Source organism: Citrobacter sp. CRE-46 (assembly GCF_059615875.1).
The window spans coordinates 1,183,006-1,209,277 of record NZ_CM184341.1 but is presented as its reverse complement, the minus strand read 5'-3'; the positions used below and the strand labels follow the sequence as shown (position 1 = coordinate 1,209,277).

Genomic DNA, 26,272 nt, shown 5'->3' with positions numbered 1-26,272 from the left:
ATGGACCTTAATAAAACACCACGCCTGTTGATTATGATGTTCATACAATATTTCATGCAGGGTGCCTGGAATATGACCATGGGGCTGGTATTGAGCACCTATGGTATGGCAACAATTATTGGCTCATCCTATGCTTTGCTTGGCCTGGCGACTATTCTTTCCCCGCTATTTATTGGCATGGTCGCCGACCGCTTCTTTGCGTCACAAAAAGTCATGGCGATCCTGCATTTAATTAATGCTGGTGTACTGTTGTTTGTTCCGCAATTTATTGAGGCACAAAACACAGGTATGACGTTAACCATGATTTTCCTGGTTGGTCTGCTGTTTTATCCAACAACTGCGCTGGCGAACAGTATCAGTTTCAGCCACATTAACGGAGTAAAATACTTCCCATTTATTCGTGTATTCGGCACATTTGGCTTTATGGTCATCGGCTTTATCATTGGTGAAATGGGTTATTCTGGAAATACCATCACCTGGTATATTGCGTCGGCCTCCGGTGTTGTTCTCGGCCTGTACTGTTTTACGTTGCCAAATACCCCGCCGAAAGCAAAAGGAAGCGTGTTTACGCTTCGCGATCTGTTATGTCTGGATGCTCTGGCGCTCTTCAAAGACCGCAGCTTCTCGGTTTTGATGCTCAGTATTTTTGTCCTGATGATCCCAAAAACGGCTTATTCCGCCTATATCCCGGTCTTTTTAAAAGCGCTTGGATTCGATAACGCCGCCTCAATGATGCAGGTTGGCATCGCCTGTGAAGTCATTTTCATGTTCCTGCTGTCGTTCTTCTTACTGAAAGCTGGCTTCAAAATCACGCTGATGTTAGGCGCCGTCTGCTGGATCATCCGCACACTATTATTTGCTAATGCCTCGCTGGATGCCAACATGATGTTTGTGCTGATCGGCCTGATGTTACAAGGATTCTGCTGGGACTTTTTCTTTACCGTGGGCGACATTTATGTTGACCGTAAAGCAGCGCCAGAGATTAAAGCACAAGCCCAAAGCTTGCGATTTATCGTCTCCAACGGCGTTGGTCTGCTATTTGCCTCCACCGTATGCGGGCAAATCTTTAACAACACCGTGACGGAACAAGGTCCAGAGGCGTTGCCACAATGGGAAACATTCTGGCTAGTTTCAGCAGGCGTTGCCGCAGTGGTCAGCGTATTCTTCCTGATTTTCTTCCGGGACGATATTTCGAAACGCAAAACGGACCTCACATTGAAAAAAGCAAACTCCTGATCGTTAAAGACTCTCTCATTAAGGTAATTGCATGAATAATCTGGCCGCCATCATCAATGAGCAAGGATTGTTGCCTTTAACTACGATCATCAAAATCAGTATTGCATTTATTCTGGGTGGCATTATTGGCCTGGAAAGAGAATCGAAAGGGAAACCGGTCGGCTTCAAAACCTGCGTTATTTTATCCGTAGCCAGCTGTGTATTAACTGTCGTATCAATACAATCTGCTGAATACTATGCAGAAATTTCGATGAATATCCGTAGCGATCCTATGCGCCTGGCGGCGCAGATTATCAGCGGCGTTGGTTTTCTCGGTGCAGGAGTCATTCTGCACCGACATGACGATGCTATCTCTGGTCTCACGACTGCGGCAATTGTCTGGGCATCTGCAGGGGTGGGAATCACCTGCGGAGCCGGTTTTTATTTTCATGCTGTTTTTGCCACGGCTTTATTTTTATTAGCGATCAAACTAAGCCCATTCATTATCTTCTTACAGACCAGAAACCAGTTTCCCGGAAAAGTGAAAGTGCGGGTTATTCTTGATGAACGAAACGCTGTGGAAAGTCTGATAACCCGCATTCATCAACAGAAAAACATTATCGAAAACATCACTATCAGGGATATCAAGAAGGGCAAAATTGAGGTTAATCTCAAAATCGTAATTCGTCAAAAGATGACCTTGCCCGACTTATATCACGATCTGACTCATGTGGAACACGTCTGCGCCATCGCCCTGGAACATTAATACACCTTATCTTCCTCTTTAAAATCAGGGGCTTTCGCCCCTGAAATAGCCACTCAGTATCCATCCAGCCTCTAAATCCTCACCTTTTGCAATGTTAAATAATTGTTGTTTTTGATCACAAATAAGAAACAAACAAGCTCATTGTGTGCGCGTTTTTCAAAAATGTAGATATTTTTAATTTATGGCTACGAAACGAGCTGCGCCATATCTCCCTGACAATCTACTGAGAGGATCGATTTGATGAACGCACTGACTGCCGTACAACCGAACGCTGAAGATCCAGCCCAGCACTACAGAGGTTTCACACTGAAACCATCAGTCCAGTCTCCACGTCTGCTGGAGCTGACTTTTTCTGCCGAGACCACTGAGCAATTTCTACAGGCCGTCGCGCAGTGGCCGGTGCAGGCCCTGGAATACAAATCTTTCCTGCGCTTCAAAGTGGGCAAGATCCTCGATGATTTGTGCGGCAACCAGTTGCAGCCCCTGCTGCTGAAAACGCTGCTCGATCGTGCCGAAGGCGCGCTGCTGATCAACGCCGTCGGCGTGGATGATGTGGCCCAGGCTGAAGAAATGGTCAAACTGGCGACGGCGGTCGCGCATCTGATCGGACGCTCCAATTTTGATGCGATGAGCGGTCAATACTATGCCCGTTTTGTGGTGAAAAACGTCGATAACTCAGACAGCTATCTGCGCCAGCCGCACCGTGTTATGGAGCTACATAACGACGGAACCTACCTTGAAGAAATCACCGATTACGTGCTGATGATGAAGATCGACGAGCAGAACATGACCGGCGGTAACTCGCTGCTGCTGCACCTCGACGACTGGGAACATCTGGAGCAGTACTTTACCCATCCGCTGGCGCGTCGCGCGATGCGCTTTGCCGCGCCGCCAAGCAAAAACGTCAGCAAGGATGTGTTCCATCCGGTATTTGACGTTGACCAGCAGGGCCGCCCGATAATGCGCTACATCGACCAGTTCGTCCAGCCGAAAGACTATGAAGAAGGCGTCTGGCTGAGCGACTTGTCCGATGCGCTGGAAACCAGCAAGAACATTATTTCCGTTCCGGTTCCCGTGGGTAAATTCCTGCTGATCAACAACCTGTTCTGGCTGCACGGCCGCGATCGCTTCACCTCGCATCCTGACCTGCGCCGCGAACTGATGCGTCAGCGTGGTTATTTCGCTTACGCGAGCAACCACTACCAGACCCATCAGTAAGGGCGAAGGAAAAAAGCGGATGTATGATTTTGTGATTATTGGCGGCGGCATTATCGGCATGTCGACCGCCATGCAACTGATTGATGTCTATCCGGACGCCAGAATCGCGCTGCTGGAAAAAGAGTCCGGCCCGGCCTGTCACCAGACGGGCCATAACAGCGGCGTGATTCATGCCGGGGTTTATTACACGCCCGGCAGCCTGAAGGCGCAGTTTTGCCTGGCCGGAAATCGCGCCACCAAAGCCTTTTGCGACCAAAACGGCATCCGCTACGACGTCTGCGGAAAAATGCTGGTTGCCACCTCCGCTCTGGAAATGGAGCGTATGCGCGCGCTATGGGATCGCACCGCTGCTAACGGCCTGGAACGCGAATGGCTGAATGCGCAGGAGCTACGCGAGCGTGAACCCAACATTACCGGGCTGGGCGGCATTTTTGTCCCGTCGAGCGGGATCGTCAGCTACCGCGAAGTAACCGCCGCGATGGCGAAGATTTTCCAGGCCAAAGGCGGTGAGATTATTTACAACGCCGAGGTCAGCGCGCTGAGAGAACACGCCGCGGGCGTGATCGTCCATACCCGTCAGGGGCACGAATATGAAGGCGCAACGCTGATAAGCTGTTCCGGCCTGATGGCCGATCGACTGGTGAAAATGCTCGGCGTTGAACCCGGTTTTATCATCTGTCCGTTCCGTGGCGAATACTTCCGTCTGGCGTCAGAACATAACCAGATAGTCAATCATCTGATCTACCCGATCCCCGATCCGGCGATGCCGTTTCTCGGTGTGCATCTCACCCGCATGATTGATGGCAGCGTCACGGTGGGCCCCAACGCGGTACTGGCATTTAAACGCGAAGGTTACCGTAAACGTGATTTCTCACTCAGCGATACGCTGGAGATCTTCGGCTCTTCCGGCATCCGCCGCGTGCTGCAAAACAACCTGCGCTCCGGGCTTGGCGAAATGAAGAATTCGCTGTGCAAAAGCGGCTATCTACGGCTGGTGCAAAAGTACTGTCCCAGTCTGACGCAGAAAGATCTGCAACCGTGGCCTGCGGGCGTGCGGGCGCAGGCGGTGTCGCCGGACGGCAAGCTGATCGACGATTTCTTGTTTGTCACAACGCCACGCTCCATTCATACCTGCAACGCCCCTTCTCCGGCAGCAACGTCAGCGCTCCCTATCGGCGCGCATATTGTCGGCAAAGTACATGCGCTGCTGGAGAGCCAGAGTAATCCCGGACGCACGCTGCGTGCGGCACGTAGCGTGGAGACATTACACGCCGCATTCACCCGTTAACATGATTAAGACAGGAAGTAATTATGCAACTAAACGATCCAACCTTATTTCGCCAACAGGCGTTGATTGACGGTAACTGGCGTGACGCCAACAACGGCGAGACCATCGCAGTAACGAATCCCGCCAATGGTCAGCAATTGGGTAGCGTACCGAAAATGGGGGCGGATGAAACCCGTGAAGCCATTAACGCCGCGAACCGCGCTCTACCCGCCTGGCGTGCGCTGACCGCCAAAGAACGGGCCAATATTCTGCGTCGCTGGTTCAACCTGATGATTGAACATCAGGACGATCTTGCTCGTCTGATGACCCTGGAACAGGGTAAGCCGCTGGCGGAAGCCAAAGGCGAAATCACCTATGCCGCCTCATTTATTGAGTGGTTTGCCGAAGAGGGCAAACGCATTTATGGCGACACGATCCCCGGCCATCAGGCTGATAAGCGTCTGATCGTCATCAAGCAGCCGATCGGCGTTACCGCCGCGATTACGCCGTGGAACTTCCCGGCGGCGATGATCACTCGCAAAGCCGGTCCGGCACTGGCGGCGGGTTGCACCATGGTGCTTAAACCGGCCAGCCAGACCCCCTATTCCGCGCTGGCGCTGGCAGAGCTGGCTAATCGTGCCGGGATCCCGGCTGGCGTATTCAGCGTGGTGACCGGTTCAGCAAGCGCGGTCGGCAACGAACTGACCGGCAACCCGCTGGTGCGCAAACTGTCATTTACCGGCTCCACCGAAATTGGCCGTCAGCTGATGGAACAGTGTGCCAAAGACATCAAGAAGGTGTCGCTGGAGCTGGGCGGCAATGCGCCGTTTATCGTCTTTGATGATGCCGATCTCGACAAAGCCGTGGAAGGCGCGCTGGCGTCGAAGTTCCGTAACGCGGGGCAAACCTGCGTCTGCGCCAACCGTCTGTACGTGCAGGACGGCGTGTATGAGCAGTTTGCCGAAAAACTCGAGCAGGCGGTGAGCAAGCTGCGCCTCGGTGATGGTCTGCAACCAGATGTCACCACCGGGCCGCTGATCGACGAGAAAGCGGTTGCCAAAGTGCAGGAGCATATCGCCGATGCCCTGGATAAAGGCGCACGCATTATCGCTGGCGGTAAACCTCATGCGCTGGGTGGGAACTTCTTCCAGCCCACCATTCTGGTCGATGTACCTGACAACGCGAAGGTCGCCAAAGAAGAGACATTCGGCCCGCTGGCGCCGCTGTTTCGCTTTAAAGACGAAGCTGACGTCATCGCCCAGGCCAATGACACCGAGTTTGGCCTGGCAGCCTATTTCTACGCCCGTGATTTAAGCCGCGTCTTCCGCGTTGGCGAAGCGCTGGAGTACGGCATCGTCGGGATTAACACCGGCATCATCTCCAACGAAGTCGCCCCATTTGGTGGGATCAAAGCCTCCGGTCTTGGCCGTGAAGGATCGAAATACGGCATCGAAGACTACTTAGAAATCAAATATATGTGTATCGGCCTTTAATAAAACAAATACTGGAGAACACCTGATGAGCACCAACAAAGAACTCATGCAACGTCGCAGCAACGCCGTTCCCCGTGGCGTAGGACAGATCCACCCTATTTTTGCCGAGCGGGCAGAAAACTGCCGGGTCTGGGACGTTGAAGGCCGCGAATTCCTCGATTTTGCTGGCGGTATTGCGGTGCTGAATACCGGTCACCTGCACCCGCAGATTGTCTCTGCGGTAGAAGCGCAGTTGAAAAAACTGTCGCATACCTGCTTCCAGGTGCTGGCCTATGAGCCCTACCTGGAGCTGTGCGAAATCATGAACAAGAAAGTGCCGGGCGATTTCGCCAAGAAAACCCTGCTGGTGACCACCGGTTCTGAAGCCGTGGAAAACGCGGTGAAAATTGCCCGCGCCGCCACCAAACGTACAGGTACGATCGCCTTCAGCGGCGCTTATCATGGCCGTACCCACTACACCCTGTCGCTGACCGGGAAAGTCAACCCGTACTCCGCCGGAATGGGGCTGATGCCGGGCCATGTTTATCGCGCACTTTTTCCTTGCCCGCTGCATGGCATCAGTGAAGATGATGCTATCGCCAGTATTCACCGCATCTTCAAAAATGATGCCGCGCCGGAAGACGTTGCCGCCATCGTCATTGAACCCGTCCAGGGCGAAGGCGGTTTTTACGCGGTCACCCCGGCATTTATGCAGCGTCTGCGCGCCATTTGTGACGAACACGGGATCATGCTGATTGCCGATGAAGTGCAGAGCGGCGCGGGCCGCACCGGTACGCTGTTCGCCATGGAGCAGATGGGCGTTGCGCCCGATCTTACCACCTTCGCCAAATCTATCGCTGGCGGCTTCCCGCTGGCAGGGGTAACCGGTCGCGCCGACGTCATGGACGCTATCCCGCCGGGGGGCCTTGGCGGTACCTATGCCGGTAACCCGATTGCCTGTGCCGCCGCGCTGGCGGTGCTGAACATTTTCGAGCAGGAAAATCTGCTGCAAAAGGCCAACGAACTGGGGCAAACCCTGCGCGAAGGCCTGCTGGCTATCGCCGAAACGCATCGCGAAATTGGCGACGTGCGTGGGCTGGGGGCGATGATCGCCATCGAACTGTTCGAAGACGGCGACCATACGAAACCAGACGCCAAGCTGACCGCAGAAGTGGTGGCGCGCGCGCGTGATAAAGGGCTGATCCTGCTCTCCTGCGGGCCTTACTACAACGTGCTGCGCATCCTTGTCCCGCTGACCATTGAAGATGCGCAAATCCGCCAGGGGCTGGACATCATCGCCCAGTGTTTTGCTGAGGCGAAGCAGGGCTAACTATACAAAAAAGCAATCCGTAGGCCGGATAAGGCGGAGCCGCCATCCGGCACATAGGGTCAATAACAATAATACGCGTGCCCCGGCGCGGGAATGCCGGGGTGCTCTCCCAAGTGAAATACTTTCGAGAGGTTTACAAGATGGGGCAAGTGTCACAATCACATGATTTAGGGGGCGGGCTGAAATCACGCCACGTCACCATGCTGTCTATTGCCGGGGTTATCGGCGCGAGTTTATTCGTAGGTTCAAGCGTGGCGATTGCAGAAGCCGGTCCCGCGGTATTATTAGCTTATCTGTTTGCCGGACTGTTGGTGGTGATGATTATGCGCATGCTGGCCGAAATGGCCGTCGCCACCCCGGATACCGGCTCCTTCTCCACCTACGCCGATAAAGCCATTGGCCCATGGGCAGGTTATACCATCGGCTGGTTGTACTGGTGGTTCTGGGTGTTGGTTATCCCACTGGAGGCCAATATTGCCGCCATCATTCTGCATTCCTGGATCCCAGGCATACCTGTCTGGTTATTTTCTCTGGTTATCACGCTGGCATTAACCGGCAGTAATTTGCTGAGCGTCAAAAATTACGGTGAATTCGAATTCTGGCTGGCGCTGTGCAAAGTGATTGCCATTCTGGCGTTTATTGTCCTCGGCGCGGTGGCGATTAGCGGTTTCTATCCTTATGCTGAGGTTAGCGGCGTTTCACGCCTGTGGGATCAGGGCGGCTTTATGCCGAACGGTTTTGGCGCCGTACTCAGCGCGATGCTGATCACCATGTTCTCCTTTATGGGTGCAGAGATTGTTACCATCGCCGCCGCCGAGTCCGATACCCCGGATAAACACATCGTCCGCGCCACCAACTCGGTTATCTGGCGTATCTCCATCTTCTATCTGTGCTCCATTTTCGTGGTGGTGGCACTGATCCCATGGAACATGCCGGGGCTAAAAGAAGTGGGTTCTTACCGCTCGGTACTGGAGTTATTGCATATCCCACACGCGAAGTTGATCATGGACTTCGTCATTTTGTTGTCGGTGACCAGTTGCCTGAACTCCGCGCTGTATACCTCATCCCGTATGCTCTATTCCCTGAGCCGTCGTGGCGATGCCCCCGCCTTTATGGGGAAAACTAACCGCAGTAAAACGCCTTACGTGGCGGTGTTGCTGTCTACGGGGGCGGCATTCCTCACCGTGGTGGTCAACTATTACGCCCCGGCCAAAGTGTTTAAATTCCTGATCGACAGCTCCGGCGCCATCGCCCTGTTGGTTTATCTGGTGATCGCGATTTCCCAACTGCGGATGCGCAAAATTCTGCTGGCGCGAGGCGGTGAAATTAAACTGAAAATGTGGCTTTATCCGTGGCTGACCTGGCTGGTTATCGCCTTTATTATCTTTGTGCTGGTGGTTATGCTCTTTCGCCCGGCGCAACAGCTGGAGGTTATCTCTACCGGGTTGTTAGCCATAGGAATTATTTGCACGGTGCCCATTATGGCACGCTGGAAAAAACTGCTATCGTGGCAAAAAGCACCCTTGCAAAATACGCATTAAATCTGTTCCCGGCGCACGCCGGGACATTTATTCAGGAGTAAGACCATGACCGCCATTCCCCAACCGACGGCCATTGATGGATACCGCTGGCTCAAGAACGACATCATCCGCGGTATTTATCAGCCTGATGAGAAACTGCGTATGAGCCTGCTGACCTCGCGCTATGAGCTTGGCGTAGGACCGCTGCGCGAAGCGCTTTCACAGCTGGTGGCGGAGCGACTGGTCACGGTGGTTAATCAGAAAGGGTATCGTGTCGCCCCGATGTCCGAGCAGGAATTGCTCGATATTTTCGATGCCCGCGCCAATATGGAGGCCATGCTGGTCGCACTGGCCATCGAACGCGGCGACGACGCCTGGGAAGCGGAGATTCTGGCACGGGCGCATATGCTCAGTAAGCTTGAAGCTGTGGACGCCAGTGAACAGATGCTTGATGAATGGGATCAGCGCCATCAGGCATTTCACTCGGCGATTGTCGCCGGCTGCGGTTCCCAATATCTACTGCAAATGCGCGAACGATTGTTTGATTTAGCGGCACGTTACCGGTTTATCTGGCTACGTAAAACGGTGCTGTCAGTCGAGATGCTGGAAGATAAACACGATCAGCATCAAACGCTGACCGAAGCCATTCTGGCACGCGATGCCGTGCGCGCCAGCGAATTAATGCGCCAGCACCTGCTGACGCCGATTCCAATTATTCAACAGGCGATGTCCGGCAAGCTGCTGACGGAATAAGCCCGCACATCATTATTCTTCCGGAATACGTAACACCTGCCCGGGATAAATTTTATCCGGGCTTTTCAGCATCGGTTTATTCGCTTCGAATATTTTATTGTACAGGTTAGCGTTACCGTAAACCTGTTTGGCAATAGCGCTCAGGGTATCGCCCGCTTTCACGGTATAAAACTGGCTTTCGCTCGCGGGTGCAGAGGTTTTAACCTGATCGTCCACGCTGGCGATACCGGAAATATTACCAATCGCAATCAGGATTTTCTCTTTCGCTTCCTGGCTTAATCCATCGCCAGAAACGGTGGCCTTGCCTTCGTTAATTTGCACGTTCACCTTATCTGCATCAGGGATGCCGGTTTTATTCAGGTGTTCCTGCACCTTCTTCGCCAGATCAGCCGTGTCATGATTTCCGGTGACCGCATCCCAAAGTTTTTCACCTGCATCTTTCACAAAATTGAAGAGTCCCATATCCACCTCGGTTATTAACAAGCAACACCAGGAAGTGTAGCAGAGGAGAGAGGACGGCAAAGAAAACGGCGCAAATGCGCCGTTTATGAAAGGAAGTATTAATTACGCGTCTGTACCCAGAAGGCGTGGATCAAACCAGGAATGTAGCCCAGCAGCGTCAGAACGATATTAAGGATAAACGCCCAGCCGAATCCTTTTCCCAGCAGTACGCCAAGCGGGGGCAGAATAATAGTAAAAACGATTCTCCAGAAACCCATACACACTCCCTACAAGCAAAAAGTTAATCATTGTTTAAAAAGAGATTTTATCTCTAAGAGTAGCCATTCTACTCAAATCCGCCAGCCTTCCCCTGCTGTTTTACCCTCCTTTACGCTCTTTACGCTGGCGTACGTTGGCTTTTTATTTTAGAATTCACTTAATTTAGATTATGCTTAAATACATATGACTGAACTTGAACAACTCCAGGCCAGCGCTGAACAGGCTGCCGCTCTGCTTAAAGCGATGAGTAACCCGAAGCGGTTGCTGATTTTGTGCATGCTCTGCGGTTCGCCCGGTACCAGCGCGGGCGAGTTAGCACGCGCTACCGGACTGAGTCCTTCCGCCACGTCCCAGCATCTGGCGCGTATGCGTGAAGAAGGTCTGATAGACAGCCAGCGCGATGCCCAGCGCATCCTTTATTCCATTAAAAATGCGGCTGTGAATTCGCTGATCGCCACATTAAAAACACTGTATTGCCCATAAGGAGCCATCATGACCATTGGGAAGATTTCCCCGCGCGAGGCGCAGACGCTGGTCGCGCAAGGCGCGAAACTGATTGATATCCGCGATGCCGACGAGTACCTGCACGAGCATATTCCTGAGGCGCATCTGGCACCGTTACCCACGCTTGAGCAGGGATCGTTGCCTGCGAATTTACGCGCCGAGCAGGTGATTTTTCACTGCCAGTCAGGCAAACGCACACAAAATGCAGCGAACAAACTCAGCGCCATTGCCGCGCCTGCGCAGGTCTGGTTGCTGGAAGGTGGAATCGATGGCTGGAAAGCCGCAGGTTTACCCGTGGCAAAAGACAGTTCACAACCACTGCCGCTGATGCGTCAGGTGCAGATAGCCGCAGGTAGCCTTGCCTTACTCGGCGTCATTCTCGGATACGCCGTCAACAGCGCCTTCTTTCTGCTGAGCGGTTTTGTGGGTGCCGGGCTGATACTCGCTGGCCTCACCGGCTTTTGCGGCATGGCGCGATTGCTGGACAAAATGCCCTGGAACCGGCGTACTCATTAAGCGGTAATACCTGAAACAGCGCTGTACCCGTCGATTGACGTGATCTATGGTGAGTTGTGCGATAAATAAAGGAGCGCAATATGTTTAAACCTGGCGATCTGGTTCAACCACGCATGGGCGGACCTAAACTGAAAGTTGTCGAAGTCAACGAAGATCAAATTGTGGCGGTACAAGCCAGTAATGAAAGCGGTGAAAAATTCACACTGAAAGCAGCTGATGTGACGCGATATACCGAAGACGGTGATTTCGGCGTTTGCTGAAAACAGGCGGTGAGGACACCCTCACCGCATTTATAATTAGATTAAAAAGTCATCAAGAGATTTACCGGCAGCCAGCGCCTGGGCAATTGGCTTTGGTGTCCGACCTTGTCCGGTCCATGTTTTTGTTTCACCGTCGAAATCGGTAAAACGATATTTCGCCGGGCGTGGTTGACGTTTTTTAACTGCCCGCGACGTCGCTGGGGTCATACTCAGCAGCTCTTCCGGATTGATCCCATCGGCCTGCATCAGAGCCAGCAAATTATTAATTTTTTCCTGCTGTTCTGCACGTTGGCGCTGTAGCTGTTCTTCTTCATCGCGGCGTTCTTTAGTCACTACTCTGAATTTTTCGAGCATATCTTCCAGCACATCAACGGAAAATTCACGTGCCATTACACGCAGCGAGCGGATATTATTTAAGTTTTTTAACATTGAACTCATATTAACAAAACCTCTTTAACGTAAAAATGGTATCACGCTAAATATTGTATGCGACTGATTATTATTTTTCCAGTCTAATTTTTTCGCAGATTATAAAACAAATAGCCAACCCCGTTATTTAAATGGCTATCCTGAAACCTGACATCAAATATTTTATATTCCCAGGATAGTCACTGTAAATATACTCGCATGACCTCTCAGCGCATCGTCTGATAAACACATCACTTTATTGCCCGGGGCCGGCACGCGCACATTCTGAACATCAGTCAACTTTCAGAAAAGGAGCGCAAAAAATTCAGAAAAACAAGTCTTCATAACCTATTGATATAAAATACTTTTAATCAGCAGAACAACGAAAACACCAAAACGAACAAAAATCAAACCAATCCAGAGCATTTTATCGACAAAAAGGCAATAAATAAAAATTTTAAGCTAGTTGCTAGTTATTATCCAGGCAGATATCCTATTGAAACGCGAAAGCAGCAAGACAAATCACTAGCATTGAAGGTATTCAAAACCTTTTTTCCCCTTTTTACAAGGAGCATTAACATGTTCTCTCCGCAGTCACGCTTGCGTCATGCTGTAGCAGACACGTTCGCGATGGTTGTTTATTGTTCTGTCGTGAACATGTTGATCGAGATATTCCTTTCTGGAATGAGCTTTGAACAGTCACTGTACTCCAGACTGGTGGCCATCCCTGTCAATATTCTGATCGCCTGGCCATACGGCATGTACCGTGATTTGTTTATGCGCGCGGCACGTAAAGCCACGCAGGCAGGATGGGCAAAAAACCTGGCGGACGTGCTGGCTTATGTCACCTTCCAGTCGCCGGTTTACGTGATTATTCTGTTGACGGTTGGCGCGGACTGGCACCAGATTACGGCTGCGGTAAGTTCGAACATCGTGGTATCGATGCTGATGGGCGCAGTATACGGCTACTTCCTTGATTATTGCCGCCGCCTGTTTAAGGTCAGCAGCTATCACCAGGCTAAAGCCTGACACGCCTCTTCGCGACTGGCCCTGCCAGTCGCGTTATTAGTTAGCGTTAACGTCGCCAAATAACCCACTCAGATAACGCTCAAGTGCAATACGCGAACTGAAGCCGTGCGGAATACCATAATGCTCATGGGTCTCTCCGGCTAAATACAACGGGAATTGCTGGTAGTGATCGCAGGTTTTAATGTCTGTCGCAGGTTCCGCCAGTGAAGAGCTGCGCTCTTTAAGCGTGGGATGGATGACTAATGCGGTACGTCCCATACGTGCTTCCCGGTTAACGTACACATAATTTTCACCACGTCGATAGCCGTACGTTTTCGGCGTCACTACATCAACGGTAAAGCCCACTTTTTCAAGTACGCGCGCCACCTCATCAGGTCGTAAATACATATTATTTTCCTCGTTATCTTTTACTGCGGGCTTACCTTACCTGATTCAGCATTAGCAACGCTTTCAGAAAAGTCCATAAACGAGTGAAGACGGTGGGACGAATATCTTAAGAACCGTGCAGATTTATGTCAGCGCCTGCCGCAATTGATAGGCCGCCTGCTGCGCCATTTCCGCTGAGCTAATATTGGTAAATGACAATAATATTCCCCCTTGTCCGTTCGGCGTTATACGCCACTGGCTCAAGGCCTGTACGGCCAGACCTGCCCGATTCGCTTTACGTACTAACGCAACATCGTCTGCGTCTACACTCATCACCAGTTGGATCCCACCCTCTTGCGGGAGCACGCTAAAACCGTGTTCGGTCAGAGCATTTACCATCCACTGACGTCGCTGGGCATAATGTTGACGCATGCGTTTTAAGTGCCGCCAGAAGTGCCCCTCGCGCATAAAATCCGCCAGCGTTTGTTGCCATAAAACCGGAACGCTACAGGCCGCCAGCGCCACCTGCTGGCGAAAATGCTCGACCTGAGTCATGGGCACCACCAGCCATGCCGTGCGCAGAGCAGGAAACATTGATTTGCTGAACGTTCCGGCATAAATCACCCGCTGCGGCGCATCCAGGCTTTTCAACGGCGGCAACGGTTTACCGTGGTAGCGAAATTCACTGTCATAGTCATCTTCAATAATCCATGCCTGGGTGCGGGCCGCCCACTCCAGCAACTGATGGCGACGCTCCAATGAAAGGGCCACACCCAGCGGGCTTTGATGCGCGGGTGTAAGCAAAACAAAGCGCGCCTGCGGGTAATCGCGGATCCCAGCGCAGACATCCAGACCATTGGCATCAACAGGAACCGGCATCAGCGCAATTCGCTCCTGAGCCACCACCGGTCGGATCAACGGAAACCCGGGATCTTCGACCCACATCCCTTCACCGGGTTGAGACAGCGCGCGCAGAATTAACGTCATCGATGCCGCATAGCCAGAGGTGATAAAAACCTGCTCCGGCTGGCACTCAATGCTGCGTGAAACGCGCAGGTAATCAACAATCGCCTGACGCAGCACCCTTTCGCCGCAAACCTCCCCCACCGCCAGATCAAAACGCGTTTGGGTGCGTAAACGTCGGCCCATCACCCGCGCCCATACTTCACGCGGGAAGAGATCGAGTGCGGGTAGCCCCATCTGAAAAGGTTGGGGTCTGGGATTTTCTCCTGCGAAGATAGCGGGAGCCGCAGGTGCGGTCTCTGGTCGCAACTGCTCACTGACAAAAGTTCCCGCCTGCCCACGTCGAGCCAGCCAGCCCTGCGCCACCAGCTCGGCATAGGCATGTTCCACCGTCGAACGCGAAACGCCGAGTTCCTGGGACCACGTCCGGCTGGAGGGCAATCTTGCGCCTGGTTTGAGTTCACCTGTCTCAATGGCATTTTTTAACTGGCGGGCGATTTGTTGATAGCGCGGCATTTATGGTCTGCTTTTTTTGCAAAAATATGGCTCTCTGTAGCAGTCCATTATAGTGCTACATTGCGGGTTATCCAAACGAGGAGAAATACCATGACAATGTTACGCCAGCCCTATTATGAACTCAGTCCTGAAATCTATAACGCTCTGGTTCAGGCCAGCAAAGCGCTGGAAAATTGCGCACTGGAACCTACGCTGACGGAACTGGTTTACCTGCGGGTCTCGCAAATCAACGGCTGCGCATTTTGCCTGGAAATGCACAGTAAGGCGCTCCGCAAAGCAGGCGTTGCGCAGGCTAAACTCGACGCGCTGGCAGGTTGGCGAGTGAGCCACCATTTCAGTGAACAGGAACGTGCAGCGCTGGCGTGGGCCGAATCGGTCACTCATATCGCCAGCAGCCACGCGGAAGATGATGTTTATCTGCCGCTGCTCGACCATTTTAGCGCGAAAGAAATCAGCGATCTGACGTTTGCCATCAGCCTGATGAACTGCTTCAACCGCCTGGCGGTTGGGATGCGTATGTAATTCTGCCCTGCCGGATGGCGGGATAAATGCCTTATCCGGCCTGGGATGTGTTCTCCTGTAGGCCGGATAAGACGCGACGCGTCGCCCTCCGCCCCCCCCGTCATGCTACACATCCCAGCCCCCGTCACGCTCATCATTCTGCCCTTCATCAATCTAAAATTACCATATCTTGTATGGTTGAATATTTTTAAAACTACATCTAGTATCACTCCTATCAAGACACCTACAATCCGACGCTATCAATCGCGTCGATCTTTTATCTATAAATGGAAATACGAATCATGCGTATTATTATTTACACTCGTAATAACTGTGTTCAGTGCCACGCCACTAAGCGGGCAATGGAAAGCCGCGGGTTTGACTTTGAGATGGTAAATATTGATTTGCAGCCCGCTCTGGCTGACAGCCTGCGCGATCAAGGCTTTCGTCAGTTACCGGTCGTTGTCGCCGGGGAAACCAGTTGGTCCGGGTTTCGCCCGGACATGATCAACCGTCTGCGCCCACAACCCGATATGGCCAGCGCATGAGTCAGCTCGTCTACTTCTCCAGCAGCTCCGAAAATACGCACCGCTTTATCCAGCGTCTGGGGCTGCCTGCCATCCGCATTCCGCTTAATGAACGCGAGCGGATCCGGGTCGACGAACCTTACATCTTAATCGTGCCGTCCTACGGCGGCGGCGGAACGGCAGGCGCGGTTCCGAGACAGGTGATCCGCTTTTTAAACGATCCGCACAACCGGGCGTTAATCCGTGGGGTGATTGCTTCCGGCAATCGCAATTTCGGTGAAGCCTATGGCCGCGCGGGTGAAGTCATCTCACAAAAATGCGGCGTGCCGTGGCTCTGGCGCTTTGAGCTGATGGGCACCCAAAGCGATATCGACAACGTTCGACAAGGAGTGAGTGAATTTTGGCAACGACAACCGCAGAACGCATAACCCAGCCAACGCTGGATTATCACGCCCTGAACGCCATGCTGAATCTGTACGATAAAGCTGGACGCATTCAGTTCGACAAAGACCATCAGGCGGTGGAGGCTTTCTTTGCCGCCCACGTCCGCCCCAACTCGCTGACGTTTGCCAGCCAGCAGGAGCGCCTGGAAACGCTGGTTGCTGAAGGCTACTACGACGAAAGCGTATTAAGCCGTTACGATCGCGCATTTGTAATAAAGCTCTTTGCTCACGCCCACGCCAGCGGATTCCGGTTCCAGACGTTCCTCGGCGCATGGAAGTTCTACACCAGCTATACGCTGAAAACGTTCGACGGTAAGCGCTATCTCGAAGATTTTGAGGATCGGGTCACGATGGTGGCACTCACGCTGGCGCAAGGCGATGAAATGCTCGCCATGCAGCTTAGCGATGAAATGCTCTCCGGGCGCTTTCAGCCCGCCACGCCAACCTTCTTAAACTGCGGCAAACAGCAGCGCGGCGAGCTGGTTTCCTGCTTCCTGTTACGCATTGAAGACAACATGGAGTCCATTGGCCGGGCGGTTAACTCTGCGCTGCAACTTTCCAAACGCGGCGGCGGCGTAGCGTTTTTGCTCTCTAACCTGCGCGAAGCAGGTGCGCCGATTAAACGCATTGAAAACCAGTCCTCCGGCGTGATCCCGGTAATGAAAATGCTGGAAGATGCGTTTTCTTATGCCAATCAACTCGGCGCGCGTCAGGGCGCAGGCGCGGTGTATTTGCACGCGCATCATCCGGACATTTTGCGTTTTCTGGATACCAAACGTGAAAATGCCGACGAAAAAATCCGTATCAAAACCCTGTCGCTTGGCGTAGTGATCCCGGACATTACCTTTAAACTGGCCAAAGAGAATGCCGACATGGCGCTGTTCTCGCCCTATGACGTGGAACGCATTTACGGCAAAGCGTTCGGCGATATCGCCGTCAGTGAACGCTATGACGAACTGCTTGCCGATGGACGCGTGCGCAAAAAATACATTAACGCCCGCGATTTCTTCCAGCGGCTGGCTGAGATCCAGTTTGAGTCCGGCTACCCTTACATCATGTTTGAAGATACGGTGAATCGCGCGAATCCGATTGCTGGCCGTATTAACATGAGCAATCTGTGCTCCGAAATTTTGCAGGTTAACAGCGCCTCCACCTACGATGAAAATCTCAACTACGCGCAGACCGGACACGATATCTCCTGCAACCTCGGCTCGCTAAATATCGCCCATACCATGGATTCCCCGGATTTTGGTCGTACCGTGGAAACGGCGGTTCGCGGCTTAACCGCCGTTTCGGACATGAGTCATATTCGCAGCGTGCCCTCGATTGCAGCCGGAAACAGCGCATCGCACGCGATTGGTCTTGGTCAGATGAACCTGCATGGCTATCTGGCGCGGGAAGGCATCGCCTACGGCTCGCCGGAAGGGCTGGATTTCACCAATATCTACTTTTACACCATCACCTGGCATGCGCTGAATACGTCAATGAAGCTCGCCCGCGAACGGGGTAAAGCCTTTGCTGGATTCAGGCAGTCTCGCTACGCCAGCGGCGAGTATTTTAGCCAGTATCTGCAGGGTGACTGGCAGCCAAAAACCGACAAAGTTCGCGCGCTGTTTGCCGCCAGCGGCATTACGCTGCCGACGTGTGAGATGTGGGCGCAGTTGCGTGAAGATGTCATGCGCTACGGCATTTATAACCAGAATTTACAGGCAGTTCCGCCAACCGGCTCTATTTCCTACATCAACCATGCGACGTCAAGTATTCACCCGATCGTGTCAAAAGTGGAAATTCGCAAAGAGGGCAAAACCGGGCGCGTGTACTACCCTGCTCCTTTTATGACCAATGAGAATCTGGCCTTGTATCAGGATGCCTACGAGATTGGCCCACAAAAAATTATCGATACCTATGCTGAAGCGACGCGCCATGTCGATCAGGGACTGTCGCTGACGCTCTTTTTCCCCGATACCGCCACTACCCGCGATATTAACAAAGCGCAGATCTACGCCTGGCGTAAGGGCATTAAATCGCTGTACTACATCCGACTGCGTCAGCTGGCGCTGGAAGGGACCGAAATCGAAGGTTGCGTGTCATGCGCGCTGTAAGGAGGAGATCATGACATTATCCCGCGTGAGCGCCATCAACTGGAACAAGATTGAAGATGATAAAGACCTGGAGGTATGGAATCGCCTGACCAGTAACTTCTGGCTACCGGAAAAAGTCCCGCTTTCTAACGACGTCCCGTCCTGGCAAACGCTGAGCGCTGCCGAGCAGCAGTTAACTATCCGCGTTTTTACCGGGCTAACGCTACTCGACACCATTCAGAATGTTGCCGGTGCGCCAACGCTAATGGCGGATTCATTAACACCGCACGAAGAAGCGGTGCTGTCGAATATCAGCTTTATGGAAGCCGTTCACGCCCGCTCATACAGCTCTATTTTCTCCACGCTTTGCCAGACCAAAGATGTGGATGCCGCCTACGCCTGGAGTGAGGAAAATATCCCGCTCCAACGTAAGGCGCAGATTATTCTGGCCCATTACGCCAGCGATAATCCGTTGCACAAGAAGATTGCCAGCGTGTTTCTGGAATCATTCCTGTTCTATTCCGGCTTCTGGTTGCCGATGTATTTCTCCAGCCGCGGCAAACTGACTAATACCGCCGATCTCATTCGTCTGATCATTCGTGATGAAGCGGTCCATGGGTATTACATTGGTTATAAATTTCAAAAAAGCCTGGAGCATATTTCCGAATCCACACGCGAGGAGTTAAAGAGTTTTGCCCTCGACCTGCTCATGGAGTTGTATGATAACGAAGCGCGTTATACAGAAGAATTGTATGCAGAAACCGGTTGGGTGGATGACGTCAAAGCCTTCCTTTGTTACAACGCCAATAAGGCATTAATGAATTTGGGTTATGAGGCGTTATTCCCGTCAGAAATGGCGGAGGTTAACCCGGCAATCCTTGCCGCGCTGTCGCCCAACGCAGACGAAAACCACGATTTCTTCTCAGGTTCTGGCTCATCTTATGTGATGGGTAAAGCTATCGAAACCGAAGACGACGACTGGAATTTTTAACTCTCATGTTTGCGGGAAATACCGTACATTTTTCGCGGTAATATTTTAACAGGATCACACTTTTATCGTGCAATTATAATTGTGTGATCTACACTCAATATCAGCCGCATTATTCGCCTGCATTACACCAATTCAGGCGCTTTTTCATTGGCGTTTACAAAAAATATCAGTTAACGCACATTCACGCTCAGCCCTTATATCACGGGAAATCCCGCCGACTGACCTTCGGCAATATTCATGCCACAACTAAATTCAGGGTTGTCTCAGATTCTCAGTATGTTAGGGTAGAAAAAGGTCACTATTTCCATCAGGTAATATATCGATATAAACAAATAACAGGAATCATTCTATTGCATGGCAATTAAATTAGAAGTGAAGAACCTCTATAAGATATTTGGCGAGCATCCTCAGAGAGCGTTCAAATATATTGAAAAGGGACTTACCAAAGAGCAAATTCTGGAGAAAACAGGGCTATCGCTTGGCGTTAAAGACGCCAGTCTGGCCATTGAAGAAGGCGAGATATTTGTCATCATGGGATTATCCGGCTCGGGTAAATCCACAATGGTACGCCTTCTCAATCGCCTGATTGAACCCACCCGCGGACAGGTACTGATCGACGGCGTAGATATCGCCCGGATCTCCGATGCCGAACTCCGCGAGGTGCGCAGAAAAAAGATTGCGATGGTCTTTCAGTCCTTTGCCCTGATGCCGCATATGACGGTGCTGGACAATACGGCATTCGGCATGGAATTAGCCGGCGTCGCCGCGGATGAACGTCGCGAAAAGGCGCTGGATGCGCTACGTCAGGTCGGTCTGGAGAATTACGCTCACAGCTACCCGGATGAACTTTCCGGGGGGATGCGCCAGCGTGTAGGCCTTGCCCGCGCATTAGCCATTAATCCTGACATCTTATTAATGGATGAGGCCTTCTCAGCCCTCGATCCATTAATTCGCACCGAGATGCAGGATGAACTGGTAAAACTCCAGGCGAAGCATCAACGCACCGTGGTCTTTATTTCCCATGATCTCGACGAAGCTATGCGTATTGGCGACAGAATTGCCATTATGCAAAACGGTGAAGTAGTACAGGTCGGTACACCGGATGAAATCCTGAATAATCCGGCTAATGATTATGTACGCACCTTCTTCCGCGGCGTTGATATTAGCCAGGTGTTCAGCGCGAAAGATATTTCCCGCCGTAGCCCCGAAGGTTTAATTCGTAAAACACCCGGTGTAGGCCCTCGTTCGGCGCTGCAATTATTGCAGGACAAAGATCGCGAATATGGTTACGTGATCGAACGTGGCAATAAATTCGTCGGCGTCGTCTCTATCGACTCACTAAAAACCGCGCTTAGTCAGGCGCAAGGTATTGAAGCGGCGTTGATCAATGAACCGCTGGCTGTCGATGCACAAACTCCTCTCAGCGAGTTGCTTTCTCATGTCGGCCAGGCACCGTGCGCGGTACCGGTAGTTGACGAGGAACAGCAGTATGTGGGCGTCATTTCAAAACGCATGCTGTTACAGGCTTTAGATCGTGAGGGGGCAAACAATGGCTGATCAAACTAATCCGTGGGATACCACACCAGCGGCCGATAGCGCCGCACAAACCGCCGATGCGTGGAGCACACCATCCTCCGCGCCTACTGACGGCGGTAGCGCAGACTGGCTGACCAGCGCGCCCGCGCCGGCACCAGAGCATTTTAATATTATGGATCCGTTCCATAAGACGCTGATCCCATTGGACAGTTGGGTCACCGAGGGGATCGACTGGGTGGTGACCCATTTTCGTCCGGTCTTCCAGGGCATCCGTGTACCGGTGGATTACATTCTCAACGGCTTCCAGCAAATGCTGTTAGGTATGCCAGCCCCCGTGGCGATTATCCTGTTCGCCCTGATCGCCTGGCAGATTTCCGGCGTTGGAATGGGTGTCGCGACGCTGATTTCGTTGATTGCTATCGGCGCCATTGGCGCGTGGTCGCAAGCGATGATCACGCTGGCGCTGGTGCTGACCGCATTACTGTTCTGTGTGGTGATCGGTCTGCCGATGGGCATCTGGTTGGCGCGCAGCCCTCGGGCAGCAAAGATTGTTCGTCCGCTGCTGGATGCGATGCAAACCACCCCCGCTTTCGTGTATTTGGTGCCGATTGTCATGCTGTTCGGTATTGGTAACGTCCCGGGCGTAGTGGTGACGATTATCTTCGCCCTGCCGCCAATCGTCCGTCTGACCATTCTGGGGATTAACCAGGTGCCGGCCGACCTGATTGAAGCCTCGCGCTCGTTTGGCGCCAGCCCGCGTCAGATGCTGTTTAAAGTGCAGCTCCCGCTGGCGATGCCCACGATTATGGCCGGGGTTAACCAAACGCTGATGCTGGCGCTCTCGATGGTGGTCATCGCCTCGATGATTGCCGTTGGCGGATTGGGTCAGATGGTTCTGCGCGGAATTGGTCGTCTGGATATGGGATTAGCCACGGTTGGTGGCGTTGGGATTGTGATCCTCGCCATCATCCTGGATCGCCTGACGCAGGCCGTTGGTCGCGATTCGCGTAGCCGGGGTAACCGTCGCTGGTACACCACCGGTCCCGTTGGGCTTATCACTCGCCCTTTCACGAAGTAATACACCCGTTGCCCGGTGGCGCTGCGCTTACCGGGCCTACACGTCCCTCCAATAATTAAGGAACAACGATGCGACAGAAAGTTATTATTGCCACAGCGTTTGCCACCCTTGTCTCCACCAGCGCTTTCGCTGCCGACCTGCCGGGCAAAGGCATTACCGTCCAGCCAATCCAGAGCACTATCTCTGAAGAATCCTTCCAGACGCAGCTGGTCGCCCGCGCGCTGGAGAAACTGGGTTACACCGTTAACAAAACCAGCGAAGTTGACTATAACGTCGGCTATACCTCCATTGCCTCTGGCGATGCAACTTTTACCGCCGTGAACTGGCAGCCGCTGCATGATGATATGTACGCCGCGGCGGGCGGAGACAAAAAGTTTTATCGCGAGGGGGTATTCGTTACGGGTGCCGCACAGGGTTATCTGATCGACAAAAAAACCGCTGAGCAGTACAAAATCACCAACATCGCCCAGTTAAAAGATCCCAAGATCGCTAAAATTTTTGACACCAACGGCGACGGCAAAGCCGATATGATGGGCTGTTCGCCAGGCTGGGGCTGTGAAGCGGTGATCAACCACCAGAACAAAGCCTTCGATCTGGAAAAAACGGTCGAGGTCAGCCACGGTAACTATGCGGCGATGATGGCAGACACCATCACCCGCTTTAAAGAAGGCAAACCCATTCTTTACTACACCTGGACGCCGTACTGGGTCAGCGACGTGATGAAGCCGGGCAAAGATGTGGTCTGGTTGCAGGTACCGTTCTCTTCCCTGCCGGGTGAGCAGAAAGATATCGATACCAAATTGCCAAACGGCGCTAACTACGGCTTCCCGGTGAACACCATGCACATCGTCGCCAACAAAGCCTGGGCGGAGAAAAATCCGGCGGCAGCGAAACTGTTCGCTATCATGAAATTACCGTTGGCGGATATCAACGCACAGAACGCGATGATGCATGATGGTAAAGCGTCTGAAGCCGATGTTCAGGGTCACGTAGACGGCTGGATCAAAGCCCACCAGCAGCAGTTCGACGGCTGGGTGAACGAAGCGCTGGCTGCGCAGAAATAACCCACTCGCAGGTCTGATAAGCGTAGCGCCATCAGGCACAGTAACCGCACCATTGCCGGATACGCTAACGCTTATCCGGCCTGTTTCCCTCTATCCCACCTAAACCGCACAATCCATCACCCAACAAATCAGCAACAGTTAATCACTTCCGTTATGATTGTTTTCTGCAACCCATTATTCAGTTGAAAACCATGACGAAAACCACTCAGGGACTTAGCCCTTCGCTGATCCTGTTAATGTCTATCGCCACCGGCCTTGCCGTCGCCAGTAACTATTACGCACAACCGCTGCTCGACACCATCGCCCGCAACTTCTCACTGTCTGCCAGTACAGCGGGATTTATCGTCACCGCGGCCCAGCTCGGCTATGCCGCAGGTTTGCTATTCCTGGTACCGCTTGGCGATATGTTTGAGCGACGGATGTTGATTGTCTCCATGACGCTACTGGCGGCTGGCGGCATGCTGATTACCGCCAGCAGCCAGTCGTTGGGCATGCTGATCCTCGGCACCGCCCTGACCGGACTGTTCTCGGTAGTGGCGCAGATCCTGGTTCCACTGGCGGCAACGCTTGCCACCCCGGACAAGCGCGGGAAAGTCGTCGGGACGATTATGAGCGGCCTGTTGCTGGGTATTCTGCTGGCGCGTACCGTAGCGGGGTTACTGGCGAACCTTGGCGGTTGGCGCACCGTATTTTGGGTGGCATCGATACTGATGGCATTGATGGCGATTGCGCTGTGGCGCGGTCTGCCGAAGATGAAATCAGATACCCATCTTAACTATCCGCAGCTGTTAGGTTCCGTATTCAGCCTGTTTACCCATGATAAATTGCTGCGTACCCGCGCAATGCTGGGTTGCCTGACTTTCGCCAACTTCAGCATTCTGTGGACCTCAATGGCATTTTTGCTCGCCGCGCCGCCGTTTAACTATTCTGAAGGGATGATCGGTCTGTTCGGTCTGGCGGGAGCCGCGGGGGCGTTAGGCGCACGCCCGGCGGGTGGTTTTGCCGATAAAGGGAAATCACATCTCACCACTACCGTCGGCCTGTTGTTACTGTTGCTCTCGTGGCTGGCTATCTGGCTCGGACATACTTCGGTGCCAATGCTGATTATCGGTATTCTGGTTCTGGATCTCACCGTTCAGGGGGTGCATATCACTAACCAGACGGTTATCTATCGCATTCATCCGGATGCACGTAACCGTCTGACCGCCGGCTACATGACCAGCTATTTTATTGGCGGGGCCGCTGGTTCGTTGATTTCGGCCTCCGCCTGGCAACATGCCGGTTGGGCGGGCGTTTGTCTGGCGGGTACGACTGTTGCCGTACTCAACCTGTTGGTCTGGTGGCGAGGTTTTCACCGTCAGGAAGCCGTAAATTAAGCGTATAGCGCTTGTTTACCGCTGATTGGGCTCCTCAGGGTGTTAAGGAGCCCATCAGTCTGCTAAGGTTATAACTCATTGAACCAAGTTATATTAATTTCGGTAATGAAACCTATAACCCTATGGAAAGCCCTATACCCCAGTCCGGATCCCGTTCGGCGACGTTAACGGAAGGATTCAAAGACAGTCTGCCGATAGTTATCAGCTATATTCCGGTCGCTTTTGCATTTGGTCTAAATGCTACTCGCCTTGGCTTTACGCCGGTCGAAAGCGTCTTTTTCTCCTGCATTATCTATGCGGGAGCCAGCCAGTTTGTCATTACCACCATGCTTGCCGCAGGCAGTTCTCTGTGGGTCGCCGCACTGACCGTTATGGCTATGGATATCCGCCATGTTTTATACGGTCCCTCCCTGCGCAGTCGCATCACACAGCGCCTGAACAAACCCAAAAGCGCGCTGTGGGCCTTTGGCCTCACCGATGAAGTCTTTGCCGCCGCAACGGCTAAACTGGTCCGGGATAATCGGCGCTGGAGTGAAAACTGGATGATTGGCATTGCGCTATGCTCCTGGGCTTCCTGGGTATTCGGCACAGTGATCGGCGCGTTTTCCGGTAGTGGTTTACTCAAAGAGTATCCCGCGGTTGAAGCGGCACTGGGCTTCATGCTTCCGGCGCTATTTATGAGTTTCCTGCTCGCCTCTTTCCAGCGTCAACAGGCGCTCTGCGTGACTGCCGCACTGGCTGGCGCGCTGGCCGGGGTAATACTCTTTTCTATCCCTGCTGCCATCCTTTTGGGCATTGTCTGCGGATGCCTGACCGCGCTGCTCCAGTCATTTTGGCAGGGAGGACCTGATGAGCTATGAAGTTTTACTGCTCGGCCTGCTGGTCGGCTGCGTGAATTATTGCTTTCGCTATTTACCGCTCCGTCTTGGGGTAGGGAATGTTCGCCCGACAAGACGCGGTGCGACGGGCATATTACTTGACACCATTGGCATTGCATCAATTTGCGCCCTGTTGGTGGTGTCTACCGCGCCAGAAGTGATGCACGATGCTCGTCGGTTCGTGCCTACGCTGGTGGGGTTTGTCATACTGGGCGCAAGCTTCTATAAGACCCGCAGCATCATCATTCCGACCTTACTGAGTGCTCTGGGCTACGGATTAGCCTGGAAAATGCTGGTTGGCTTATAGACAAAAACAATCATTTTAAATAAATAATACATTTACTTTATTTGTCACTGTCGTTACTATATCGGCTGAAATTAATGAGGTTATACCCAAATGGATAGTTCGTTTACGCCCATTGAACAAATGCTAAAATTTCGCGCCAGCCGCTACGAAGAGTTCCCTTATCAGGAAGTGCTTCTGACTCGTCTTTGCATGCACATGCAGGGCAAGCTGCTGGAAAATCGCAATAAGATGCTGAAAGCTCAAGGGATTAACGAGACATTGTTTATGGCGTTGATTACGCTGGAGTCTCAGGAAAACCACAGTATTCAGCCTTCTGAACTGAGTTGCGCGCTTGGCTCGTCACGGACTAACGCTACCCGCATTGCGGATGAGTTAGAAAAACGTGGCTGGATTGAACGTCGCGAAAGCGATAACGATCGCCGCTGTCTGCATCTGCAATTGACCGAAAAAGGCCATGCTTTTTTGCAAGAGGTGTTACCACCTCAGCACAACTGCCTGCATCAACTCTGGTCATCTCTTAGCACCACCGAAAAAGATCAGCTTGAGCAAATCACCCGTAAACTTCTGACCCGTCTTGACCAGATGGAGCAGGATGGCACGGTATTAGAAGCGCTGCGCTAACGCGCCGACTCGCTCAGAAATCCAGATTTATAAATGAAAACCGACA

29 protein-coding genes are annotated in these 26,272 nt (G+C 52.6%); 24 read left to right on the top strand and 5 right to left on the bottom strand.

Annotation, left to right across the window (positions count from 1 at the left end; genetic code table 11):
• The 8 genes from AC534G_RS05780 (at position 1) to csiR (ending at position 9,541) form a co-directional block, all read left to right on the top strand.
• Complete coding sequence (locus AC534G_RS05780) at positions 1-1,236, top strand: MFS transporter (RefSeq protein WP_038632926.1); 1,236 nt, start codon at positions 1-3, stop codon at positions 1,234-1,236.
• A 31-nt stretch (positions 1,237-1,267) separates the two neighbouring features.
• Positions 1,268-1,981 carry an MgtC/SapB family protein gene (locus tag AC534G_RS05775; protein WP_038632928.1) on the top strand — a complete coding sequence of 238 codons (714 nt, stop codon included), beginning with the start codon at positions 1,268-1,270 and terminating at the stop codon, positions 1,979-1,981.
• A gap of 240 nt (positions 1,982-2,221) precedes the next feature.
• Positions 2,222-3,199, top strand: a complete 978-nt coding sequence (glaH, locus tag AC534G_RS05770) for a glutarate dioxygenase GlaH (protein ID WP_110497069.1) — start codon at positions 2,222-2,224, stop codon at positions 3,197-3,199.
• Between the two features lie 19 nt (positions 3,200-3,218).
• Positions 3,219-4,487, top strand: a complete 1,269-nt coding sequence (lhgO, locus tag AC534G_RS05765) for an L-2-hydroxyglutarate dehydrogenase (protein WP_038632934.1) — start codon at positions 3,219-3,221, stop codon at positions 4,485-4,487.
• Positions 4,488-4,510: 23 nt separating this feature from the next.
• A complete protein-coding gene (gene gabD / locus AC534G_RS05760) occupies positions 4,511-5,959 on the top strand; it encodes an NADP-dependent succinate-semialdehyde dehydrogenase (protein WP_110497064.1) in 1,449 nt (482 codons plus the stop codon).
• A gap of 25 nt (positions 5,960-5,984) precedes the next feature.
• Positions 5,985-7,268 carry a 4-aminobutyrate--2-oxoglutarate transaminase gene (gene gabT / locus AC534G_RS05755; protein ID WP_038632940.1) on the top strand — a complete coding sequence of 428 codons (1,284 nt, stop codon included), beginning with the start codon at positions 5,985-5,987 and terminating at the stop codon, positions 7,266-7,268.
• A 140-nt stretch (positions 7,269-7,408) separates the two neighbouring features.
• On the top strand, positions 7,409-8,809 hold the full coding sequence (gene gabP / locus AC534G_RS05750; protein WP_069324592.1) for a GABA permease: 1,401 nt from the start codon (positions 7,409-7,411) through the stop codon (positions 8,807-8,809).
• A 45-nt stretch (positions 8,810-8,854) separates the two neighbouring features.
• Positions 8,855-9,541 carry a DNA-binding transcriptional regulator CsiR gene (csiR, locus tag AC534G_RS05745; protein WP_038632944.1) on the top strand — a complete coding sequence of 229 codons (687 nt, stop codon included), beginning with the start codon at positions 8,855-8,857 and terminating at the stop codon, positions 9,539-9,541.
• Between the two features lie 12 nt (positions 9,542-9,553).
• Here csiR and lysM read toward each other — a convergent pair whose 3' ends face one another.
• Together lysM and AC534G_RS05735 are read right to left on the bottom strand one after the other, a co-directional pair.
• Complete coding sequence (gene lysM / locus AC534G_RS05740; protein WP_038632949.1) at positions 9,554-10,003, bottom strand: peptidoglycan-binding protein LysM; 450 nt, start codon at positions 10,001-10,003, stop codon at positions 9,554-9,556.
• Positions 10,004-10,101: 98 nt separating this feature from the next.
• Positions 10,102-10,260, bottom strand: coding sequence for a YqaE/Pmp3 family membrane protein (locus AC534G_RS05735; protein WP_038632951.1), 159 nt, complete (start codon positions 10,258-10,260; stop codon positions 10,102-10,104).
• A 184-nt stretch (positions 10,261-10,444) separates the two neighbouring features.
• On the opposite strand from AC534G_RS05735, the gene AC534G_RS05730 reads away from it, so the two are divergent.
• The 3 genes from AC534G_RS05730 (at position 10,445) to AC534G_RS05720 (ending at position 11,541) form a co-directional block, all read left to right on the top strand.
• Entirely contained in the window at positions 10,445-10,744 is a 300-nt protein-coding gene (locus AC534G_RS05730; protein ID WP_006687216.1) for an ArsR/SmtB family transcription factor, read from the top strand.
• Between the two features lie 9 nt (positions 10,745-10,753).
• Positions 10,754-11,281, top strand: coding sequence for a rhodanese family protein (locus AC534G_RS05725; RefSeq protein WP_038632958.1), 528 nt, complete (start codon positions 10,754-10,756; stop codon positions 11,279-11,281).
• Positions 11,282-11,361: 80 nt separating this feature from the next.
• A complete protein-coding gene (locus tag AC534G_RS05720; protein ID WP_038632960.1) occupies positions 11,362-11,541 on the top strand; it encodes a GDFGVC terminal motif YodC-like protein in 180 nt (59 codons plus the stop codon).
• A 36-nt stretch (positions 11,542-11,577) separates the two neighbouring features.
• Here the strand turns inward: AC534G_RS05720 and stpA are convergent, their stop codons facing one another.
• Complete coding sequence (gene stpA / locus AC534G_RS05715; protein WP_038632963.1) at positions 11,578-11,979, bottom strand: DNA-binding protein StpA; 402 nt, start codon at positions 11,977-11,979, stop codon at positions 11,578-11,580.
• Positions 11,980-12,528: 549 nt separating this feature from the next.
• On the opposite strand from stpA, the gene alaE reads away from it, so the two are divergent.
• Positions 12,529-12,978: an L-alanine exporter AlaE gene (alaE, locus tag AC534G_RS05710; protein WP_003037259.1), complete on the top strand. Its 450-nt coding sequence runs from the start codon at positions 12,529-12,531 to the stop codon at positions 12,976-12,978.
• 36 nt (positions 12,979-13,014) lie between these two features.
• On the opposite strand, the gene AC534G_RS05705 is transcribed toward alaE, so the two are convergent.
• Positions 13,015-13,365, bottom strand: a complete 351-nt coding sequence (locus AC534G_RS05705; RefSeq protein WP_038632969.1) for a DUF2002 family protein — start codon at positions 13,363-13,365, stop codon at positions 13,015-13,017.
• Positions 13,366-13,488: 123 nt separating this feature from the next.
• Entirely contained in the window at positions 13,489-14,823 is a 1,335-nt protein-coding gene (pdxR, locus tag AC534G_RS05700) for a MocR-like pyridoxine biosynthesis transcription factor PdxR (protein ID WP_085048885.1), read from the bottom strand.
• Positions 14,824-14,913: 90 nt separating this feature from the next.
• On the opposite strand from pdxR, the gene AC534G_RS05695 reads away from it, so the two are divergent.
• The 12 genes from AC534G_RS05695 (at position 14,914) to emrR (ending at position 26,226) form a co-directional block, all read left to right on the top strand.
• Entirely contained in the window at positions 14,914-15,345 is a 432-nt protein-coding gene (locus AC534G_RS05695; RefSeq protein WP_110497062.1) for a carboxymuconolactone decarboxylase family protein, read from the top strand.
• A gap of 281 nt (positions 15,346-15,626) precedes the next feature.
• Complete coding sequence (gene nrdH / locus AC534G_RS05690; RefSeq protein ID WP_038632979.1) at positions 15,627-15,872, top strand: glutaredoxin-like protein NrdH; 246 nt, start codon at positions 15,627-15,629, stop codon at positions 15,870-15,872.
• On the top strand, positions 15,869-16,279 hold the full coding sequence (gene nrdI / locus AC534G_RS05685) for a class Ib ribonucleoside-diphosphate reductase assembly flavoprotein NrdI (protein WP_038632982.1): 411 nt from the start codon (positions 15,869-15,871) through the stop codon (positions 16,277-16,279). The genes nrdH and nrdI overlap by 4 nt, the downstream gene beginning before the upstream one ends.
• On the top strand, positions 16,252-18,396 hold the full coding sequence (nrdE, locus tag AC534G_RS05680; protein WP_110497060.1) for a class 1b ribonucleoside-diphosphate reductase subunit alpha: 2,145 nt from the start codon (positions 16,252-16,254) through the stop codon (positions 18,394-18,396). The genes nrdI and nrdE overlap by 28 nt, the downstream gene beginning before the upstream one ends.
• 10 nt (positions 18,397-18,406) lie before the next feature.
• Positions 18,407-19,366 (top strand): class 1b ribonucleoside-diphosphate reductase subunit beta, encoded by a 960-nt coding sequence (gene nrdF / locus AC534G_RS05675; protein ID WP_110497058.1) that lies wholly within the window; start codon positions 18,407-18,409, stop codon positions 19,364-19,366.
• A 354-nt stretch (positions 19,367-19,720) separates the two neighbouring features.
• Positions 19,721-20,923: a glycine betaine/L-proline ABC transporter ATP-binding protein ProV gene (proV, locus tag AC534G_RS05670; protein ID WP_038632990.1), complete on the top strand. Its 1,203-nt coding sequence runs from the start codon at positions 19,721-19,723 to the stop codon at positions 20,921-20,923.
• Complete coding sequence (gene proW, locus AC534G_RS05665; protein WP_038632993.1) at positions 20,916-21,980, top strand: glycine betaine/L-proline ABC transporter permease ProW; 1,065 nt, start codon at positions 20,916-20,918, stop codon at positions 21,978-21,980. The genes proV and proW overlap by 8 nt, the downstream gene beginning before the upstream one ends.
• 68 nt (positions 21,981-22,048) lie before the next feature.
• Positions 22,049-23,044 carry a glycine betaine/L-proline ABC transporter substrate-binding protein ProX gene (proX, locus tag AC534G_RS05660; RefSeq protein WP_048215698.1) on the top strand — a complete coding sequence of 332 codons (996 nt, stop codon included), beginning with the start codon at positions 22,049-22,051 and terminating at the stop codon, positions 23,042-23,044.
• A 191-nt stretch (positions 23,045-23,235) separates the two neighbouring features.
• The gene (locus tag AC534G_RS05655; RefSeq protein WP_038633000.1) at positions 23,236-24,420 is read left to right on the top strand and encodes an MFS transporter; all 1,185 of its coding nucleotides are present in this window, start codon (positions 23,236-23,238) and stop codon (positions 24,418-24,420) included.
• A gap of 122 nt (positions 24,421-24,542) precedes the next feature.
• A complete protein-coding gene (locus tag AC534G_RS05650) occupies positions 24,543-25,280 on the top strand; it encodes an AzlC family ABC transporter permease (protein ID WP_110497056.1) in 738 nt (245 codons plus the stop codon).
• Positions 25,270-25,605: an L-valine transporter subunit YgaH gene (gene ygaH / locus AC534G_RS05645; RefSeq protein WP_042313111.1), complete on the top strand. Its 336-nt coding sequence runs from the start codon at positions 25,270-25,272 to the stop codon at positions 25,603-25,605. Before AC534G_RS05650 ends, ygaH begins: the two co-directional genes overlap by 11 nt.
• Before the next feature lie 90 nt (positions 25,606-25,695).
• Positions 25,696-26,226, top strand: a complete 531-nt coding sequence (emrR, locus tag AC534G_RS05640; RefSeq protein ID WP_042313109.1) for a multidrug efflux transporter EmrAB transcriptional repressor EmrR — start codon at positions 25,696-25,698, stop codon at positions 26,224-26,226.
• The last annotated feature ends 46 nt before the right edge of the window (positions 26,227-26,272 follow it).